The sequence below is a fragment of the Glaciimonas sp. PAMC28666 genome (assembly GCF_016917355.1).
Classification (GTDB): Bacteria; Pseudomonadota; Gammaproteobacteria; order Burkholderiales; family Burkholderiaceae_D; genus Glaciimonas.
This window is the reverse complement of sequence record NZ_CP070304.1, coordinates 1,095,702-1,114,044: the sequence shown is the minus strand read 5'-3', so window position 1 is coordinate 1,114,044 and position 18,343 is coordinate 1,095,702. Positions and strand designations below refer to the sequence as shown.

General features: G+C 51.9%; 17 protein-coding genes. 13 read left to right on the top strand and 4 right to left on the bottom strand.

Annotation, left to right across the window (positions count from 1 at the left end; all coding sequences use genetic code 11):
* The first annotated feature begins 70 nt into the window (after positions 1-70).
* Positions 71-1,003: a 2-hydroxyacid dehydrogenase gene (locus JQN73_RS04640; RefSeq protein ID WP_205321963.1), complete on the top strand. Its 933-nt coding sequence runs from the start codon at positions 71-73 to the stop codon at positions 1,001-1,003.
* 13 nt (positions 1,004-1,016) lie between these two features.
* Here the strand turns inward: JQN73_RS04640 and JQN73_RS04635 are convergent, their stop codons facing one another.
* The 3 genes from JQN73_RS04635 to JQN73_RS04625 form a co-directional block, all read right to left on the bottom strand.
* Complete coding sequence (locus tag JQN73_RS04635; RefSeq protein ID WP_370551314.1) at positions 1,017-1,418, bottom strand: C40 family peptidase; 402 nt, start codon at positions 1,416-1,418, stop codon at positions 1,017-1,019.
* Between the two features lie 156 nt (positions 1,419-1,574).
* Positions 1,575-2,801 carry an acetylornithine transaminase gene (locus JQN73_RS04630; protein WP_205321961.1) on the bottom strand — a complete coding sequence of 409 codons (1,227 nt, stop codon included), beginning with the start codon at positions 2,799-2,801 and terminating at the stop codon, positions 1,575-1,577.
* A gap of 299 nt (positions 2,802-3,100) precedes the next feature.
* A complete protein-coding gene (locus JQN73_RS04625; protein ID WP_205321960.1) occupies positions 3,101-4,126 on the bottom strand; it encodes a CDP-6-deoxy-delta-3,4-glucoseen reductase in 1,026 nt (341 codons plus the stop codon).
* 63 nt (positions 4,127-4,189) lie between these two features.
* Here JQN73_RS04625 and JQN73_RS04620 point away from each other — a divergent pair, with 63 nt between their 5' ends.
* The 9 genes from JQN73_RS04620 to JQN73_RS04580 all read left to right on the top strand — a co-directional run bounded on the left by JQN73_RS04620 (position 4,190) and on the right by JQN73_RS04580 (position 13,497).
* Complete coding sequence (locus JQN73_RS04620) at positions 4,190-5,098, top strand: SDR family oxidoreductase (RefSeq protein ID WP_205321959.1); 909 nt, start codon at positions 4,190-4,192, stop codon at positions 5,096-5,098.
* A 274-nt stretch (positions 5,099-5,372) separates the two neighbouring features.
* A complete protein-coding gene (locus tag JQN73_RS04615; protein ID WP_205321958.1) occupies positions 5,373-6,146 on the top strand; it encodes an ABC transporter ATP-binding protein in 774 nt (257 codons plus the stop codon).
* A 104-nt stretch (positions 6,147-6,250) separates the two neighbouring features.
* A complete protein-coding gene (locus tag JQN73_RS04610; RefSeq protein WP_240162521.1) occupies positions 6,251-7,210 on the top strand; it encodes an ABC transporter substrate-binding protein in 960 nt (319 codons plus the stop codon).
* Between the two features lie 284 nt (positions 7,211-7,494).
* The gene (locus JQN73_RS04605; RefSeq protein WP_205321956.1) at positions 7,495-8,268 is read left to right on the top strand and encodes an ABC transporter permease; all 774 of its coding nucleotides are present in this window, start codon (positions 7,495-7,497) and stop codon (positions 8,266-8,268) included.
* Between the two features lie 181 nt (positions 8,269-8,449).
* On the top strand, positions 8,450-9,244 hold the full coding sequence (locus JQN73_RS04600; RefSeq protein ID WP_205321955.1) for a transporter substrate-binding domain-containing protein: 795 nt from the start codon (positions 8,450-8,452) through the stop codon (positions 9,242-9,244).
* A gap of 351 nt (positions 9,245-9,595) precedes the next feature.
* Positions 9,596-10,723 (top strand): branched-chain amino acid ABC transporter substrate-binding protein, encoded by a 1,128-nt coding sequence (locus JQN73_RS04595; protein ID WP_205321954.1) that lies wholly within the window; start codon positions 9,596-9,598, stop codon positions 10,721-10,723.
* 183 nt (positions 10,724-10,906) lie between these two features.
* Entirely contained in the window at positions 10,907-11,917 is a 1,011-nt protein-coding gene (gene lhpH / locus JQN73_RS04590; RefSeq protein WP_205321953.1) for a trans-3-hydroxy-L-proline dehydratase, read from the top strand.
* Positions 11,918-11,954: 37 nt separating this feature from the next.
* A complete protein-coding gene (locus JQN73_RS04585) occupies positions 11,955-12,881 on the top strand; it encodes a delta(1)-pyrroline-2-carboxylate reductase family protein (RefSeq protein WP_205321952.1) in 927 nt (308 codons plus the stop codon).
* A 325-nt stretch (positions 12,882-13,206) separates the two neighbouring features.
* Entirely contained in the window at positions 13,207-13,497 is a 291-nt protein-coding gene (locus JQN73_RS04580; protein ID WP_205321951.1) for a hypothetical protein, read from the top strand.
* A gap of 265 nt (positions 13,498-13,762) precedes the next feature.
* Here the strand turns inward: JQN73_RS04580 and JQN73_RS04575 are convergent, their stop codons facing one another.
* Positions 13,763-14,236 (bottom strand): rhodanese-like domain-containing protein, encoded by a 474-nt coding sequence (locus JQN73_RS04575; RefSeq protein WP_240162431.1) that lies wholly within the window; start codon positions 14,234-14,236, stop codon positions 13,763-13,765.
* Positions 14,237-14,775: 539 nt separating this feature from the next.
* Here JQN73_RS04575 and glnA point away from each other — a divergent pair.
* The 3 genes from glnA (at position 14,776) to glnL (ending at position 18,249) form a co-directional block, all read left to right on the top strand.
* Positions 14,776-16,191 carry a type I glutamate--ammonia ligase gene (gene glnA / locus JQN73_RS04570; RefSeq protein WP_205321950.1) on the top strand — a complete coding sequence of 472 codons (1,416 nt, stop codon included), beginning with the start codon at positions 14,776-14,778 and terminating at the stop codon, positions 16,189-16,191.
* A 266-nt stretch (positions 16,192-16,457) separates the two neighbouring features.
* On the top strand, positions 16,458-16,958 hold the full coding sequence (locus JQN73_RS04565; protein ID WP_205321949.1) for a DUF4124 domain-containing protein: 501 nt from the start codon (positions 16,458-16,460) through the stop codon (positions 16,956-16,958).
* A 208-nt stretch (positions 16,959-17,166) separates the two neighbouring features.
* Positions 17,167-18,249: a nitrogen regulation protein NR(II) gene (glnL, locus tag JQN73_RS04560; RefSeq protein WP_205321948.1), complete on the top strand. Its 1,083-nt coding sequence runs from the start codon at positions 17,167-17,169 to the stop codon at positions 18,247-18,249.
* Positions 18,250-18,343: the final 94 nt, after the last annotated feature.

Below are 18,343 nucleotides of genomic sequence, written 5' to 3'. Positions count from 1 at the left end.
CCACCAAGCAGATCGGGCGATTGAAAGGTAACATGGTGGCTTCCGATAATGCATCGTTACTTCCAATACCATGAAGCCTAATCTGCTAATTCTCAGTCCTTTCTCCGACGACCATCTGGCGCAAATGCGGCAGGCGTATACCGTTTCATACGCGCCCAGCCCAGCACAACGCAGCGAAGAAATCGCGATGAATGGCGCGCAAATTCAAGCAGTATTAACCATCGGCAGCATCGGGTTGACAGCGCAAGAAATCGCCGCCATGCCCCAACTCGGGCTAATCTGTGCGTTGGGTGCGGGATATGAAGAAATCGATGTTGCAGCCGCGCGGCAACGCGGTATCGTGGTCTCAAACGGTGCCGGTACGAACGACGCTTGTGTCGCCGATCACGCGATGGGATTGTTGCTGGCTGCCGTGCGCGGAATTCCGCAATTAGGCGTAGCGTTGCATCAGGGTATCTGGCGCACGGCATTACCGTTACCAGCGAGTGTCTCTTTCAAACGATTGGGCATATTGGGGCTGGGCACTATCGGCAAGCAAATTGCCAAACGTGCGCTCGGGTTTGACATGGAAATTGGTTACCACAGTCGTTCACCACGTACCGAAGTGCCGTTTACCTATTTTGATTCGTTGCTGGGTCTGGCTCAGTGGGCGGATTTTCTGGTAGTAGCGACCCCCGGCGGTCCGGCGACCCGTCATCTGATTAATGGCCCTATGCTTGATGCACTGGGACCAAATGGTGTGCTGGTCAATATCGCACGGGGAAGTGTCGTCGATACAGAAGCGCTATCGCAAGCCCTGCGTCAGGGCCGTATTGCCGCCGCCGGTCTCGACGTGTATGAAAGCGAACCACAACCGCCGCAGCAACTAATGCATCTGCACAACGTAGTGTTGACGCCGCATGTCGCCGGGTGGTCACCCGAAGCGGTGGACGCAACGGTAAATTTATTTTTAGAGAATGCCCAGCGGCATTTTTCTGGTCGAGCGGTATTAACGCCGGTGTAAGTCCTGAGCGAACCTAATCAAAATACCGTCGCACTGACTCAAAACGTTGTGCGTAATAGGTGTTTTCAAGGCGATCGATCCTCACCTTGCCGTTAGTGGATGGCGCGTTTATAAAGCGGCCATCGCCGATATAAATGCCAACGTGTGAAAACGCCTTGTGCATAGTATTAAAAAATACCAGATCGCCCGGTCGCAGTTCACTTTTGGGTACTTCTCGGCCTTTTTGGGCGATCATCGCAGCGCTGCCGGTGACAGTCAGTCCCACCGCCTGTTTGAAGACATACGTCACCATGCCGCTGCAATCAAGTCCGGCTTCAGGATTTTTACCGCCGAAGCGGTAATTGGTATCGATTAGCCCGAGTGAATAAATCACAATTTCATTGCCCGTATCGCTTGGCGCAACGTGTGAGTTCATGTACGCATTGCTAACTTGCGGGTTTCTTCGAATGTTGTCGCCGCCGCTTCCGCAAGCTGCTAATAGCAATGCGCAACAACACACGCAAAAGGTTTTTAAAATCGTCATAGGACGCCCGAAGACTTTCCCTTCACCTGGGTAAACGCAAACCTCATTCTAAGCAATATTTGCGGCAGCGGCTTTGTTTTTAATCTGATCGAGTACGTCCGACAACATGGAGATCATTTGATCGATCTCTGAAATGGTGACATTCAAGGCTGGCATAAAGCGCAGCAGGTCAGGGCGGGGCGAGTTCAACAATAAGCCGACCGGGTTCATATCGCGTGCGATATCGACGATTTGCGGGCCGATGTCTTCACCTAGTTTCAGTGCGCGCAGCAAGCCTTCACCGCGTTCACCATCCATGCCGTATTTATCCGAAAGCTTCAATAATTGCGCGCTGAGATAGGCGCTTTTTTCGTTAACCGATTGCATAAATCCGGGTGCCAACAGGCTCTTCAGAACCGCAGAGCCAACTGCCGTCATCAACGGATTGCCGTTGTAAGTGCCACCCTGATCTCCAGGTTCGAAACAGGCGACCTCTTCGCGTGCCAGTAGCGCCGCCAATGGCACGCCGCCGCCAATTCCTTTGCCGAGTGTCATGATATCCGGCTGAATGTTCGATAACTGATAAGCAAATAACTCCCCGGTGCGTCCCATGCCGGTCTGCACTTCGTCAACGATTAGCAACAAGCCATGTTTCTCGGTCAGGGCGCGCAAGCCTTGCATGAATTCACGGGTCGCTGGAAGCACACCACCTTCGCCTTGCACCGGTTCCAACATGACCGCGACGGTGCGGTCATTGATCAGGCTTTCGACGCTGGCCAGATCGTTCAGGTCTGCCTTAGGGAAGCCTGGCACCTGGGGTGCAAAAATAGTGTCCCAGCCAGGTTTGCCGCTGGCTGACATGGTTGCCAACGTGCGCCCGTGAAAGCTGTGGTCAAAGGTGATGATTTCAAAACGGTTCTGGCCTGCTTTGTTAGGATTCTTTTTCCCCCATTTGCGGGCCAGTTTAATTGCGCCTTCGTTGGCTTCTGCACCGCTGTTCGTAAAAAAGACGCGATCGAAACAGGAGTTCGACGTCAGCAGCGACGCCAATTCGATGGACGGCGCGTTATAAAAGGCGGGCGACGGATTAAGGATTTTTTTCGATTGGGCAACCAAGGCGTCCTGTATGCATTGTGGCGAATGGCCCAGCGCGTTGACTGCCCAGCCCTGCAGGTAATCCAGATAGCGCTTGCCATTGTGATCGGTCATCCACATACCGCTACCCTCAGTAAAAACCAGCGGAGGGCGGTTGGTGATATACATCAAATCGTTGACTGCAAACTGGTTGAATTCCATGGTCGAGCTCCGGATAAAGGCGCTAAGAGGCGCTGTCTGTAAGAAAAAAAGGGAAAAATGGAATGACGCCCGCCAAATGGTTTTGCGTCAGTCCGAAAAACAAAAGGCCAAAAAAAAACCACAGGCATGGCCTGTGGTTTCGTGATCAAAAAGCGCTCACTCGCACGGCATACCGGGTTGGGGTATTGGCGTATGACGTCGAAGAAAGGCATTGATCATTTTCATGAGGCTAATATTAGGGCCTTTTGCAGCATGCGTCAAAACGTTTTTTTGCCGGGCATTCCGTCGGCCCCAAAACACTATTCAGCCAGATCGGCTTCCGAGGTGAATGAATCGGCATAAAATTCGTCTGCAGGTAAGTTGCAACTGCCAATAAAGTCCCGCTGGGCCGACTCTACGACAATCGGTGCACCGCAAGCATAAACTTGATAGCCGGATAAATCCGCGAAATCGGTCATCACAGCCTGATGCACAAAACCGCTGCGCCCGACCCATTGGTCTTCCTGATGCGCGTTCGATATAACCGGCACGTAGGTGAAGTGTGGAATAGAGCGCGCCCACTCTTCACATAACGCATGCATATACAGATCCTGAGGACGGCGGCCACCCCAATATAAAGCCATTGGACGATCGGATTTATTGTGAATCATTTGTTCAATAATAGCCTTGATCGGTGCGAAACCTGTCCCGGAAGCCAGCAATATGATCGGCTTTTCGGAGTCCTCGCGTAAAAAGAAAGACCCAAGCGGCCCTTCAAAACGTAAAATATCGCGTTCCTTCAAGGTCGCAAAAACCTGATCGGTGAACACGCCGCCGGGCATATGGCGAATATGCACTGAAATCTGCTCATCCTTGTGCGGCGCATTCGCCATGCTATAACTACGGCGTTTGCCATCGCGCAGCATGAACTCGATATATTGGCCCGCCAGATATTGCAGGCGCTCGTTAGCGGGTAGTTGTAATGATAGGATGACAACATCGTCGGCAACTTTTTCAATTTTGGCGATGCGGGTCGGCATTTTACGGACAGGAAATTCGCCAACTCCGGCTATTTCGCGCGCTTCGATGGTGATGTCGGAATGCGGAGTGGCGCAGCAAAACAGCGAAAATCCACGTGTCTCCTCGCTCACCGGCAAGGCTTTTTCCTGATGCGCACCATGGGTGACGTTGCCCGCAATGAGTTTGCCCTTGCAGGAGCTGCATGCGCCATTTTTACAACCGTAAGGCAAACCAACACCGGCGCGGATTGCTGCGCTCAAGATGGTTTCACCCTCTTCGCAGGTGAATTGCCGACCACTCGGCTGAACTGTTACCTGAAAACTCATACAATCCTGACCATGAAAAAAATATTACACAATTCGGTTACACCCGATTCAGGTGCCATCTCCATGCCATCCCGCAAATTGGGCAAGCCGCGCCTGCTGATATACGGGTGTGGTGATGTGGGAATGCGCTTGTTGCCATTGCTGCAACAACGTTTTCGCGTATTTGCTGTTACCAGCCAAATCGCCCGTTGTGCGCAATTGCGTGAAGCCGGTGCTCACCCCTTGTTAGCTGATCTGGACCATCCTCATACGTTAGCGCGGTTAGGCCATTTGGCGCAAATAGTTGTGCATTTGGCACCGCCGCAGTCGCATGGCACCAAGGATCAGCGCACCCGCAACCTGGCCGCTATTTTACCCGAGCGCACAACGCTTGTTTATATTAGTACGAGCGGCGTCTACGGCGATTGTCAAGGGCAGTCCATCGATGAGACCCGCACCGTCAATCCGCATAATGCCCGGGCGCAACGGCGCGTGGACGCCGAACAAGTGCTGCGTGCCTGGGCTCAGCGCCGTTCAGGCCGCCTTGCCATTTTGCGGGTTCCCGGGATCTACGCCGCCGATCGGTTGCCTCTTGAGCGCCTGAAAAAAGGCACGCCTGCCTTGAGAGTCGAAGACGACGTTTACACCAATCACATTCATGCAGACGATTTGGCGCAAATTATTTTCTCGGCGATTTTCAAGGCTGCGCCATCCCGGGTGTACCACGCAGTGGATGATTCAGAGGTAAAAATGGCCGATTATTTCGATGCCGTAGCCGCTGCTTTCGGCTTGCCCGGCGCCCCACGTTTGCCGCGCGAAGAACTCGAGCAGCAAGTCTCACCGATGTTGTTATCGTTCATGTCGGAGTCGCGCCGCTTGCAAAATACACGGATTAAAGCCGAGCTAGGCGTACGCTTGCGTTATCCGGATATTCATACATCGCTGGTACAGATGGGCGCAGATGCACGTCAAAGGATGATCGATGGGGCCTGAGCTGCAGCCGCATGCAGACCAGGAAACGCGGATAATTGCAGAATTTATACTACGTTATGGCTTTTGCATAAGCATACAATCTAAATGTTCTTGTATCGCAACGCCATCACCGATACAGTGCGGTGAAAATAGAAAAGCGCCAGTTGGGTTCGTTGTGTGCCTGCAACACGGCAGCATGTAGCCGTTATAACTCGCCGTTTTAGCAATTCCTTGTGCCTCCAGGCAACGACGCCCCATCAGTAGTTGAACAATCGAAAACAATCGCCCATTTACGATGAAGTTATCTTTTAATCATATTCATAAACAATATTCCGGCTTACCGGTCGTCGACGATTTCAGTTGTGATATCGAAGATGGTGAACTGGTCGCACTGGTGGGACCGTCAGGCTGCGGCAAATCAACGTTATTGCATCTCGCAGCCGGGTTGGCAGAAGCCAGTAGCGGCAGCGTTCTTGCCGACGACAAGCCGATAAGTGGCCCGCATCCCGAGCGCATGTTGATGTTCCAGGAAAACGCCCTTTATCCATGGCTAACGCTGGAAGCGAACGTCGCCCTGGCGCTGGAACTGCAAAAAATGGCCAAAGCGGAAGCACGCACACAGGCGCGTGCGTGGTTGGAAAAGGTTAATCTGGCGGGTTTCGAGAGTTATTATCCGCATCAGGTTTCCGGCGGTATGCGCCAGCGCGCAGCGTTAGCCAGGGCCTTTATTACCAAACCGCAGGCATTATTGCTGGATGAGCCGTTTGGCGCACTCGATGCGTTGACCCGGATGACATTGCAAGATGCGCTGCGCCAGTTGATCCGCGCCGAAAGTCCGACCGTGTTGCTGGTCACCCATGACGTGGACGAAGCCCTGTTTCTGGCAGACAGGATTTTGGTATTTAGTCCACGCCCGGCGAAGGTGTTGCGAGAATTTAACCTGACGCATCACGAAAAAACCCATGACTTGTCGGAGTTTTCGGCAATACGCCGTGAAATATTATGTTTGCTTGGCATTCATGCCAATCAAGACGAACTGTCTAAAACCCTTGAGGGAGTTGGCGTATGAGTGTCAATAAGCGTTTCTATAAAAGTATCAACGTCAATGCTGTTAGCAGCGTCAACCTTGCATTGAAAAAAATCCTGATCATTCCAACGCTGCTGATCCTGGCGATGGCATTTTCAGGGCAGGCCGTTGCGGCCGAAAAATTTAAAATTGGCTATTTGCGCGTGATGGACGATGCGCAAGCGATTGCCGCATTTGAAGGCGGTTTATATAAAAAATATGGCCTGGATGTGGAGCTGGTTGAATTTAAATCCGGCACCGATTTGATCAAGGCCATTCTTGGCGGACAAATGGATACCGGTGTTTTAGGGTTCACCAACGCAGTCGCGTGGGCCTCAAAAGGTGCCGACCTGAAAGTCGTCGCCGGAGCGCAGCACGGCTACCATGCTTTGGTGGTGCGTGATGACAGCGGCATCAAGGACGTCGCTGGACTCAAAGGTAAAACGCTGGCATCGCAGGCAGAAGGCAGCACCGCCGACACAGTGCTGAAAGGCGTCACCCTCAAAGCAGTTGGACTCAAGGCGGATGACGTAAATATTGTCGGCGTCAGCCCTCAAGTAGCGGTGCAGTCGCTGGTCGGTAAACGCGTCGATGCTGCATTCCTGTTCGAGCCGCAAGCCAGCATTGCCAAACTGGTCGCACCGGTAAAGCAGATTTACGAAGTCGGCGAGGTCTGGCCATTCCCATGCATGGTCGTCATTACCTCTGGCGCTACCCTTACCAAGCGCCGCGATGCGGTCTGGAAATCGCTTGATGCACAGCAGGAGGCGATTCAACTGCTAACCAAAGATCCCGCCGCCGCATCGAAATTGATTTCACCTTATTTTATTGCAGAGCCGACCTTAAAAACGCTGAAACACGGCGACTTGCCGCGTGATGTTGTCATTACGGATGCGATTAAAACGCAGACCTTTAATGCAGCCCTGACGCCGAAAGAGTTAGCGCGCATGCAGGAGCTGGCAAACATTCTGCAAGATCAGGGATCGCTGAAGACGCGTGATGGGAAGCCATTTAATGTCACCACAATCATAGATCTAGACTGGCAAAAAGCCCGCAAACTGCAATAGGACGTCCGCAAACCGCCTCAGCTGCGTTGTGCTTTCCTTGCCGTACTAGCGTAATGTCTGCGTCGGCGAGGTTGGCAAGCCCGTTGCTGGGGCGGCTTTGCGGATGTCCTATTTCGGTGGACTTGTCTCGCACGACTTTGCTGCGCTTACGGCTTCCTGTCTGGGGATTTCTAATTTCTTTTGCTTTATTTTTATTCCATCTTTGATGGTTTATATACTTCGATACTTTGGTGGCTGGCTTGTCGCTTTGTTGAACTTATTTTGAACGTGATGTTAGATAATTTATGAGTGCTCAGATGCGTGTTGGTGGTGTTCGTAAAAAGTTGGCGATGGCGCTGGCAATTGTGGTTATTTTATTTGGCTGGCAGGTCGCAGCCTGGTCGTTGCCGGATTTTTTGATGCCGGGTGTGATTCCGGTGGTGCAACGGCTGTGGACGGAACTGCAGGCACCTGATTTTCGTGCGGCTTTGTCGGGCAGTCTGACGCGACTTGGGTTTGGTTATGGCGCGGCGTTGATTCTTGGCATTGGGTTTGGACTGATCGGTGCAGTGCTGTTTTTCTTCCGCGAAGTATTAAAGTCCGCGATCATTATCTTGCAATCGATACCATCGATTGCATGGGTGCCTCTGTTTTTGATTTTGATGGGTTTCGGCAATCTGCCGATTATTGTCGTTGTCGCCATCGCCGCCTTCTTTCCCGCTGCGTTGAGCGTTATGAACGCCACCGAAAGTGTGCAGCAAGTCCACGTTTCAGCCGCTCGCGTGATGGGTGCGAACCGGTGGGATATGCTCAAGCGCGTGTATCTGCCGGCGGTCATGCCGGAGCTGATTACCGGTGCGCAGTTGGCTTTTGGGAATGCATGGCGGGCGTTGATCTCGGCAGAAATGCTGATCGGTTTCGGTAAAGGTTTAGGGCGCACATTGGCCTACTCCGGTGAGACCGCCGACATGGTCGGCGTAATGACCAATATTCTGGTGATTGCGGTACTGGCGGCGCTGATCGATCAATTCATTTTGGAAAAACTCAAACATCATCTGTTGCGTTACCAGTACGTATAACCGCGTATAACCACGCATAACCACGCATAACCATGTATCACCAGGCATAACCACGTATAACCTCATGAAAATCATGATGCCTCACCGGAACATATTGCTGCGTAGAGTGCGCACCTTTGGCGCGAGGCATCTGCCGCCCGTTTTTTTAAAGCCTCTTTCCCTGCTGTCGCTAGTTTGTTTGGTGGCCTCTATCATTGCGCCATCTGTCGGGGCCAAGGCCGGGGGGGAAGGCGAGGGTCTGAACCGCATCCGGCAACGCGGAGAACTCATTGTCGGTATCGATTACGTCACGCCATCCTACAGCGCTGGTGCCAAGTATCGGACCCCGGAAAGTCTCGACACCGAGGCCGCCGAAGGGCTTGCAAAAAGTCTGAAAGTGACCGTGTCGACTTTGGCAGTGACGCCGCAAAATCGCTTTCAATTGCTCACTTCCGGTAAAGTCGACGCGCTGTTGGTGCGAGCCTCGGATGCAGAGATTGCGGGCTTTGCCAGCGAGGCCAGAGTTGTGGTGACGGGGTATGTAGCCCAACCAAAATTAATCATGCGCACGGACACCGATATCAAGCAATGGTCGCAACTCAAAACACGTAGTGTCTGCGTATCGCAAGGCAGCCCTTATCTGGGCAGCATGAAGGCGCGTTTCGGCGCGCGGGAAATGGTGATGAGAGCGCCCGCCGATGCATTATTGGCGCTGCGCACAGGGCAGTGCGACGCCACGGTTCATGACGATATCTTGCTCGATGGCATGCTAATCCTTCCCGAGTGGAAAAAATTTTCGGCGAGCTTGCCGTTATCTGGCCCGACTACCAAACTGGTTTGGGTGATACGTCCGGCAGACGGCGACGTGGGACAGGCCATTGCCAACCTGATGCGCGCCTGGAGCAAGGACGGATTCTGGTCAGGCACGCGTAAAAAATGGGTCAATGATGTGGCTTTCGAGGTGTATCTCGACCAAAACGTGCCGGATTGCCATTAATGCGAACGGTTCCCCTCTGCTGCCGATTGCCTGTTTTCGTTGTTTTAGCTCTTTCGTAGTACCCCCTTTCACCACTGTGATCGGCGTCCTCGGCATTTTTTCTTCGCTCGTGGCCTCCATTGCTATCTTCTCGCCTCTCATTCGTGATGATATATTTTTGTCGATAAAACGCTATAAACTGGCAACGTTTGCCATTGAATCTTTGGGTAAACCGCCGCACAAAAAAATTAAATGCGGCATGCTCCCTGCTAGGATTGCGGACTGCAAGAGTACGTAAGGGAGTTTGCATTCGTGCCGGTTGCAAGAGGAATGATAAAAATTAACGTTAAGAAGACAACGAAAGGTATAGCCATGTACGCACGGACCAAACTGATGATGGTAATGTTGGCAGCACTCCCAGGACTCGCTATGGCGCAGGAGACGCAGGTAGTACAGATCGGTTTTAGCGGCCCGTTGACAGGCCCGCAAGCATCTGCCGGTAAGGACAACGAAGGCGGGCTGACGATGGCAATCGACAAGCTGAACACCCAGGGGCTTGTCATCGGTGGCAAAAAAATCAAATTTGAAGCCCTGATGGAAGACGATCAGGCGGATCCACGTGCCGGCGTCAGCGTTGCTCAAAAATTGAGCGATATGCACGTTAAGGCCATTATCGGACCTTACAATTCCGGCGTTACCATTCCCGCATCGCGCGTCTATAACGACAGCGGTATCGTGATGGCAACGGTGGCATCGAATCCAAAAATTACCCAGCAAGGCTTTGCCAACGTGTTCCGCGTTGCTGCCAGCGATAGCCAACTGGGTGGCAAGATGGCGCTGTACGCAGCCAAGGAACTCAAAGTCAAGCAAGTTTCCATCATCGATGATCGTACGGCGTATGGCCAGGGTCTGGCAGAAGAATTTGCCAAAGTCGCCAAGGCCAACGGTATCAAGGTCGTCAGCACGGATTTCACCAACGACAAAGCGACTGATTTCACCGCCATCCTGACCTCAATCAAGGCCAAGAAGCCTGACGCCATTTTTTACGGCGGTTATTCGCCACAAGGCGGTCCAATGACACGTCAGATGAAACAATTGGGCTTAAACACCAAGTTGCTGGGCGGCGATGGTATTTGCGCTCCGGAAATGGGTCGTCTTGGCGGCGATGCAGTAGGCGATCAAGTGTATTGCACACAAGGCGGCGCGATGCTCGATAAACTGGCGAGCGGCAAGACCTTTGCTGCCGAATATCAAAAACGCTTCGGACGTCCTGCTGAAACCTACGCCGCATCGTTTTATGACGGCATGATGGTGGTCGCTCAGGCCATGAAAGAAGCCAACTCGGTTGAGCCAAAGCAATATGTTTCAGCGTTAGCCAAGATCAAATACAAAGGCGTTGCCGGTTTGTACGAGTTTGATGCGACGCATGATCTGAAACAATCGCCAGTAACAGTTTTCCGTTTTAAAGATGGTTTGCCGGTCGCTTTGACCAGCTATTAATCATCACTCAGTGTCACCCAGCATCAACCATCATCGTCAAAATGGTGACTGGTAACTAAAAATGTCGTCGCCGCGTTAAAGGGCGACGACATTTTTTATTTATAAAATGCTTTCAGGTCTGCTTCAGGCCTATCGGTTTTCTCCGGAAAGCGCGACCGAACGTTTCTTCAGGGATTAAGCATTATGTTGAGCTACACACGCACCATCCACACAGTTGATGCACATACCGGCGGAGAGCCATTGCGCATCGTGATGTCCGGCTTGCCGCCGGTGCCGGGGGCAACGATACTGGAACGACGCAGCTGGCTGCAGCAGAACCGCGACGATGTACGCCAATTTCTCATGAACGAACCGCGTGGCCACGCTGACATGTATGGTGCTTATCTATTGCCTGCAGTAACGCCAGAGGCCGACTTCGGCGTCATCTTCATCCATAACGAAGGCTACAGCGATATGTGCGGTCACGGCATTATCGCGCTCGGGAAGGTCTTGGTGGAGCTGCATCATGTTGAACGCTCGATCCCATTGACCAGGATTGGTTTCGACACGCCCGCCGGGTTTATCGAAGCGCAGGTTGAGTGGGACGGAACACGCGCAGGTGACGTCACTTTTCGCAACGTACCGGCATTCATCTATCAGCGCGATGTGGAAGTCGATACCCCCAGTTTTGGAAAAATTACCGGCGATATCGTCTTCGGCGGTGCATTCTATTACTACATCAACGCCGATCAGGCGAAGGTTCAGATCCGGCCGGAGCAAGTGCGCACATTGATCCAGCTCGGTGCAGAAACCAAAGCTGCGGTGAAAGCCAGCGTCAACATTCAACATCCTGTGGCGTTGGGTCTTAATACATTGTATGGCACCATCGTCGATGGTGCGCCGAACAACCCGGCAGCGGATCAGGCCAATGTGTGTATCTTTGCCGACCGTGAAGTCGACCGCTCGCCAACCGGAACCGGCACCTCGGGCCGCGCCGCACAATTGTTTTTAAGAGGAAAACTGGCGCTCAACCAGCCGCTGGTGAATGAAAGCATCGTTGGTAGTTGTTTCAGCGTGCGCGTCATTGGTACTGACAAGGTCGGCGATTTCGATGCGGTGATAACGGAAGTCACTGGTGGTGCGCACATCATGAGTTTCAATCAATGGGTTTTGGAGGAGTCTGATCCCTTCCCGGAAGGTTTCTTCCTGCGCTAACCGGTGTAGTTAAACTCAGTTTTAAAGGTGATCAAAAATGCACATCCTGACCTCACAGCAAACCGCCGCAGTGCTGCCGTATGCAGCGCTTGTCCCCGCCATTGCATTGGCCGCAAACCAGCTACGTGAAGGCCAGATTAACGCGCCTGAACGCATGGTGGTAGAGATCGACAAAGCCAGCGTCTTGCTGTGCATGCCCGCGATAGGGGCTGACGTCAGCGTCACAAAACTGATCACCGTTCACGCGAATAATGATCAACACCATCTTCCTGCGATTCAGGGTGAAGTGGTCGTGTTTGAAACCGCTACCGGTCGCCGTCTGGCGTTGCTTGATGGGCCCGTGGTATCGGCGCGCCGCACGGCCGCGGTAACGTTGCTGGGCATCCAGACGTTGCTGCCGCGTCAGCCGAAGACGGCGTTATTAATTGGCACAGGTGTGCAGGCGGCGGCCCACGCAGACGCGCTGGTTGATTATTTCGGCGTCGATACTTTTTGGATTGCTGCACGCGATATGCCCAAAACGCAGGCTTTCTGTGATGCGTTGCGGCAGCGTTACCCTCAGGTTTCAGCGCATCCCATCGCAGCCCACACGTTAGATAACACGCTGCCGCTGACCGATGTCGTGATCGCGTTGACGACTTCTCGTGCAGCGGTGATCCCCAGGCATATTGCCGCCAACACGCTCGCCGTAGGCGTCGGCGCGTTCAAACCGGACATGATTGAATTTCCGGCCGAGTTGCTGCACCAACGCGCCATTGTTGTCGATTATCTGGCCGGGGCAAAGCACGAAGCGGGTGATTTAATACAAGCGAAAATTGATTGGTCGGCGGTCCGCGAACTACCGCAGATAGTGCACCAACCGTGGCTGAAAACTGACACTTTGCCGGTGTTTAAAACGGTCGGTCATGCAGCCTGGGATCTAGCCGCAGCGCGGGTAGCAATGGCCGCATTAACGTCACCTTAAACTATCTGGGATCCGTTTGGCATCCAGCGGAAACCGGCAAAAAATGCGTTAAATGGAGAGGGGTCAGGCAGCATTAAATTTTAAAAAAAACAATAAGAAAATTCCGACTTTCTATTGGCGGTTAGCATCACTTTTCAAATAAGCATGGAACTTTTATTTTTGCGGAGCGGTCTATCAAGTGCTTCTTTTGCATTTTTCTACACCAACGGCGAGTTTGCCAGCTTGCGCGGAAACCACATGCCGCGTGCGCCGTACCGCGGTTTTTCAACGTGGTGAATGACCCAGTACGCAACTTGGTACTCAACCTTTTTGAAGGAGTTCTCCTATGCTAACGTTACGCAATTTACTGACCGCCTCCGCTATTGCTGTCTGTGCCACCACCGCCTTTGCGCAATCATCACCTTCGGACGCTCCCCCCGGGTCAACCATCGTCACCGATGCATCAGGGCAACAAATGGTGGTCACGCCCATTCCTTGCACCAATCAGGCCATGATGAATCGGTGCAACGATGACCTCGTGAAAGCACGCGTTGCCAGCAGCGGCGGCGATGCCTCCAATGCCAATATGAAGATGACACCTAACTCCACCGTGGATGACAGGGACAAAGGTAAATAAATAGCGTGAGCACGCAATTTAGTGCTCTCACTTAATGCTTTCACTTAGCGCTTTCGATGAGCGCTTTCAATGAGCGCAAGCACTGTTTGTAGTCTCTATTTTTAGCTTCTATTTGTAGTTTCTATTTGTAGTTCTATATCGCCCGCAGGAGGTTTCCGCGGGCGATATGATTGTTCTAAACGGTTTATTTTAAAACATTATTTTGGGCTGGCTATAGCGCCCCAGGCGCGATGTCTTTGCCATCCAGGCAAGCCTCGTATCAAACTCAGGCGCCAACCCAAGGCAAACCAGCTTTGCACCATCCACCCACCGATTTACGATGTCCCGCTGCGTCTTTATCGCCTTCAAAACCCTCAAGAATATCAAAGCAGGCAACATAACCATGTGCTGCCGTCAAGGTTGCTGCGTGACGCGACCGAACGCCCGAACGGCACAGAAATAAGATGGTGGTGTTTTTGTCCGCAACGAGCGCTAGCTGCCCTAAAAAATCCGGGTTCGGCAAACCACCTGGATAGGACGTCCATTCCACCGCTGCATGCTGCCTGGCGTCAATCGCCACACGGCCGACCCAGTCTCTCTCAGCATTGGTGCGAACATCCACCAGTATTGCCTGAGGTTCTGCCGTTAATAAAGCAAAGGTTTCAGAAGGTGTAACAGCGCCCGCATAGGGCAGACTTCCGGCTTCAGCACGTTGACGGCCGATTGATAATAATTTTGTAATGTCTGGAAGTGTTGACATAATGCTCTCCTAAAAAAGTCGATCTGAAACCCTTGAACGAGTTCGAGGCAAGTGTTCTAATTCGCTGCACGCATTCAAGTAGTCGAATTGGGACAATATAAACACATTATAGAGCCGAGATAGAACCGGGAAATGGCGCTCCAAGTGATCGCACCAAATAAGTGCATATTTACGTTGAATAAAATTTTTAGCTTTATTTAGGTGCGAAAATTTTTTACTGCCCCCGAATGTGGCGCCCGACCTGGCGGGATGCGGCGTCAAAGCCGTTGGTTTTTTACAAATAGCGCTTCAAATGTCCGAATACGGGGATTGAATAAGCAATAGCGTTGCGTCCGCCGGTGGCATGGATTCTGCTATCATTCCCCGTTGAATTCAGTTGTATCGTTTTTTGTTGCATGAGCGACCTGTTGGTCCATCCGTGCTTTGTTGGCATGATGGAATTCTGCGGTGCGCTGGTGCACGTTTCAACACCAAGAATACCCAAATTTGCAAGTTCATTTATTACATTCGCATTTACTTTCTGATATTAGGAGCTCCACATGGCAATGACGGCCGCAGAAGTCTTGAAGATGGTGAAAGACAACGAAGTTAAATTCGTTGATTTTCGCTTTGCTGATACCAAAGGCAAGGAGCAGCACGTAACTGTCCCTGTTTCCCATTTTGATATGGACAAGTTTGAGTCCGGTCATGCTTTTGACGGTTCTTCAATTGCTGGCTGGAAGGGTATCGAAGCATCAGACATGATTCTGATTCCCGATCCTAATACCGCTAACATCGATCCGTTCATGGAAGAAACCACATTGTTCATGCAATGTGACGTTATCGAGCCAGCCGATGGTAAAGGTTATGACCGCGACCCGCGTTCGATCGCCAAGCGCGCTGAAGCGTACTTGAAATCATCCGGTCTGGGCGACACTGCCTATTTCGGTCCAGAGCCAGAATTCTTCATTTTTGATAATGTTCGTTGGGGCTCCGACATGTCGGGTTCCTTCGTCAAAATCGGTTCCGAAGAAGCATCATGGAGCACCGGTGCTGACCTGCCGAACGGCAATACAGGTCACCGTCCTACCGTTAAGGGTGGTTATTTCCCGGTTCCACCAGTTGACAGCTTCCAGGACATGCGTTCGGAAATGTGTTTGATTCTGGAATCTCTGGGCATCCCGGTTGAAGTCCATCACCATGAAGTTGCCGGTGCTGGTCAGAATGAAATCGGTACGCGCTTCTCGACACTGGTTGAGCGTGCTGACTGGACCCAGAATTTGAAATATGTGGTCTGGAACGTTGCTCACACCTACGGCAAAACAGCGACTTTCATGCCTAAGCCTATCGTTGGCGATAACGGCTCCGGCATGCACGTTCACCAATCAGTCTGGAAAGATGGCGTCAACCTGTTCGCAGGCGATGGTTATGCTGGTTTATCTGAATTCGCGCTGTATTACATCGGCGGTATCATCAAGCATGCCAAGGCACTGAACGCAATTACCAATCCGGGTACTAACTCGTACAAGCGTCTGGTCCCAGGCTACGAAGCACCGGTTAAGCTGGCTTATTCGGCTAAAAACCGTTCTGCTTCTATCCGTATTCCACACGTCTCGAATCCAAAAGGACGTCGGATTGAAACACGTTTCCCGGATCCACTGGCTAACCCGTACCTGTGTTTTGCGGCGTTGCTGATGGCTGGTCTGGATGGCGTTCAAAACAAAATCCATCCGGGCGAAGCAGCCTCTAAAGATCTGTACCATTTGCCGCCAGAAGAAGACAAGTTGATCCCGACTGTCTGCGCGTCATTGGAAGAAGCGTTGGAAGCGTTGGACAAGGATCGTGAATTCTTGACACGCGGCGGTGTTTTCAGCGACAGCATGATCGACGCTTATCTGGAATTGAAGATGCAAGAAGTGCAGCGTTTCCGCATGGCTACGCACCCGATTGAATTTGACATGTATTACTCAGTGTAATCACGTCAACAGGCTTTCTCAAAGCTAGCCTTTTTTGCTAGCTTATTGCGCACTTTTGCTTTTACAGGCAAAAAGCACGCTAAAAAAGGACAGAAAAAGACCACTTTTTCTGTCCTTTTATTTTTTTTGCAACCCTTTTTAAGCAGTTCCATAGCGCTTCAAACGGCAGCTAAAACCAAGAAAATTCCTAGTAAATGTGCAGTGTCCTGTCATGAGCGGCGGGTTTGACTTAAACTAACGTCTTCATTGAATTGCGAAGAGAGTCTATGAAGCACCTCATCCCAGGATTTCTGATCGTTGCTGCCATGAGCGCAATCAGTGCGCCTGCCTTGGCCCAAAGTAATATTTTCCTCTGCGTCGACGCACAGGGTACCAAGGAATACAAAAACACAGGCGACACCAAAGGCTGCAAAAAAGTTGATCTGCCACCACTGACAGTGTCGGCAGCACCGCGCTCAACGTCTGCGGGTTCCGGCGCTGCGAACAGACCGCAACCAGCGACGCCATCGGACTTTCCGAAAGTCGATGGTGGGACCCAAAAAACGCGCGACAATGATCGCCGCCAGATTTTGCAGGATGAATTAAAAACCGAACAACAAAAGCTGAACGATCTGGAAAAGGTTTATAACAATGGCGTGCCAGAGCGGCAGGGCAACGAACGCAACTACGCCAAATATCAGGATCGGGTCGCATCGATGAAAGACGACCTCACGCGTAGTCAAAAAAATATCGAAGCGCTCAATCGAGAACTGTCGAACCTAAAATAAAGATCAGACGTCTGCTGATGCTCCTGCCCATGTTCATGGTTGCCTGGTGTTCGCTTTTTTTCAGACAAGGCCGCTTATGCGGCTTTTTTTGTGATCACGAGACGAGATAGGCCCGCAAGCGCGCAAAAGGCCGGATTAGCTTGCTACCATTTAGAGCGCGACAAGAACATAAGTGCCTCCATTATTTTTACCTCTGAAGAGATTTTGTATGTCAATCAAAACTGCAGTACCCACCGCCACCGATGGGCTTGAGCTACTGGCCTCGGCGGTTCTGTTGCTGGACCGGGAGGGGCGTATCGTCTACGCCAACCCGGCGGCCGAGAACCTGCTTGAAAGTTCAGTCAAAGGTCTCAAGCAGCAAAAGCTAAGTGATTTATTTTTAAATGGTAGTCAACTGGCCGCCGTCTTCGAGAAAGCCGCTGCGCATCAATTTGACGATTTGCGGCAGGATTTGATTCTGGACCGGATCGGACGCGAACCGCTATGGGTCGATACGCTAGCGAAGGCCCTTGATAATCCCGCCACGCCGGTCTTGATCGAGTTGCGAGAAAATGTGCAGCAACTCAAATTGGAAAGAGAAGAACGCCTGTTCGATCAAAGTCAGGTGAATAAAGAACTGATTCGTAATCTGGCACATGAAATCAAAAACCCGCTCGGTGGCCTGCGCGGTGCTGCGCAGTTGCTGGAGCTAGAGCTGCCCGAGCGTCACCTGAAAGAACTCCGCGAATACACACAGGTCATCATCAAGGAAGCTGATCGCCTCCAGACATTGGTAGACCGTCTGCTGGCACCGCATCGGTTGGCCCACATTGTCAGCGATGTCGATATTCACGAAGTATGTGAACGTGTGCGCAGTCTGATGGTGGCAGAGTTCCCGCATGGTTTAACGATCAACCGCGACTACGACTTATCGATCCCACAATTTCGCGGTGACAAAGAGCAGCTCATTCAAGCCATTCTCAATATCGCCCACAATGCCGCCCAGGCACTGACCGACCGTATCCAGAGCGGTGATGCAAATTTAACATTTCAAACGAGAATTGTGCGTCAGGTAACGTTGGCAAAGGTCCGTTATCGCCTGGCATTAGACTTGCATATCATTGATAACGGACCGGGTATTCCGGACGACATTCAAGAGCGTATTTTCTACCCGCTCGTATCGGGGCGTGACGGCGGCAGTGGATTAGGACTGACGTTGGCACAAACCTTTGTGCAGCAGCACATGGGAGTGATTGAATGCGAAAGTCGACCGGGCTGTACCGATTTCAGGGTGTTGATTCCGCTGCCGTAATGCACTGTGTAAAACGCCAATGTGTGCAGGCCAGCGGATCGTGGTCGAAAAGCCACCGACAGAATGCTAACCGCAAGATTATTGAAGCCTGGAA

Bases quoted from the DNA above. Each gene is read 5' to 3' on its own strand.
- JQN73_RS04585 (WP_205321952.1), top strand. From the start codon at position 11,955: ATGCACATCCTGACCTCACAGCAAACCGCCGCAGTGCTGCCGTATGCA.
- JQN73_RS04575 (WP_240162431.1), bottom strand. From the start codon at position 14,236: ATGTCAACACTTCCAGACATTACAAAATTATTATCAATCGGCCGTCAA.
- JQN73_RS04610 (WP_240162521.1), top strand. From the start codon at position 6,251: ATGGCATTTTCAGGGCAGGCCGTTGCGGCCGAAAAATTTAAAATTGGC.
- glnA (WP_205321950.1), top strand. From the start codon at position 14,776: ATGGCAATGACGGCCGCAGAAGTCTTGAAGATGGTGAAAGACAACGAA.
- glnL (WP_205321948.1), top strand. From the start codon at position 17,167: ATGTCAATCAAAACTGCAGTACCCACCGCCACCGATGGGCTTGAGCTA.
- JQN73_RS04630 (WP_205321961.1), bottom strand. From the start codon at position 2,801: ATGGAATTCAACCAGTTTGCAGTCAACGATTTGATGTATATCACCAAC.
- JQN73_RS04595 (WP_205321954.1), top strand. From the start codon at position 9,596: ATGTACGCACGGACCAAACTGATGATGGTAATGTTGGCAGCACTCCCA.
- JQN73_RS04620 (WP_205321959.1), top strand. From the start codon at position 4,190: ATGCCATCCCGCAAATTGGGCAAGCCGCGCCTGCTGATATACGGGTGT.
- JQN73_RS04565 (WP_205321949.1), top strand. From the start codon at position 16,458: ATGAAGCACCTCATCCCAGGATTTCTGATCGTTGCTGCCATGAGCGCA.
- JQN73_RS04640 (WP_205321963.1), top strand. From the start codon at position 71: ATGAAGCCTAATCTGCTAATTCTCAGTCCTTTCTCCGACGACCATCTG.
- JQN73_RS04625 (WP_205321960.1), bottom strand. From the start codon at position 4,126: ATGAGTTTTCAGGTAACAGTTCAGCCGAGTGGTCGGCAATTCACCTGC.
- JQN73_RS04580 (WP_205321951.1), top strand. From the start codon at position 13,207: ATGCTAACGTTACGCAATTTACTGACCGCCTCCGCTATTGCTGTCTGT.
- lhpH (WP_205321953.1), top strand. From the start codon at position 10,907: ATGTTGAGCTACACACGCACCATCCACACAGTTGATGCACATACCGGC.
- JQN73_RS04635 (WP_370551314.1), bottom strand. From the start codon at position 1,418: ATGAACTCACACGTTGCGCCAAGCGATACGGGCAATGAAATTGTGATT.
- JQN73_RS04615 (WP_205321958.1), top strand. From the start codon at position 5,373: ATGAAGTTATCTTTTAATCATATTCATAAACAATATTCCGGCTTACCG.
- JQN73_RS04605 (WP_205321956.1), top strand. From the start codon at position 7,495: ATGAGTGCTCAGATGCGTGTTGGTGGTGTTCGTAAAAAGTTGGCGATG.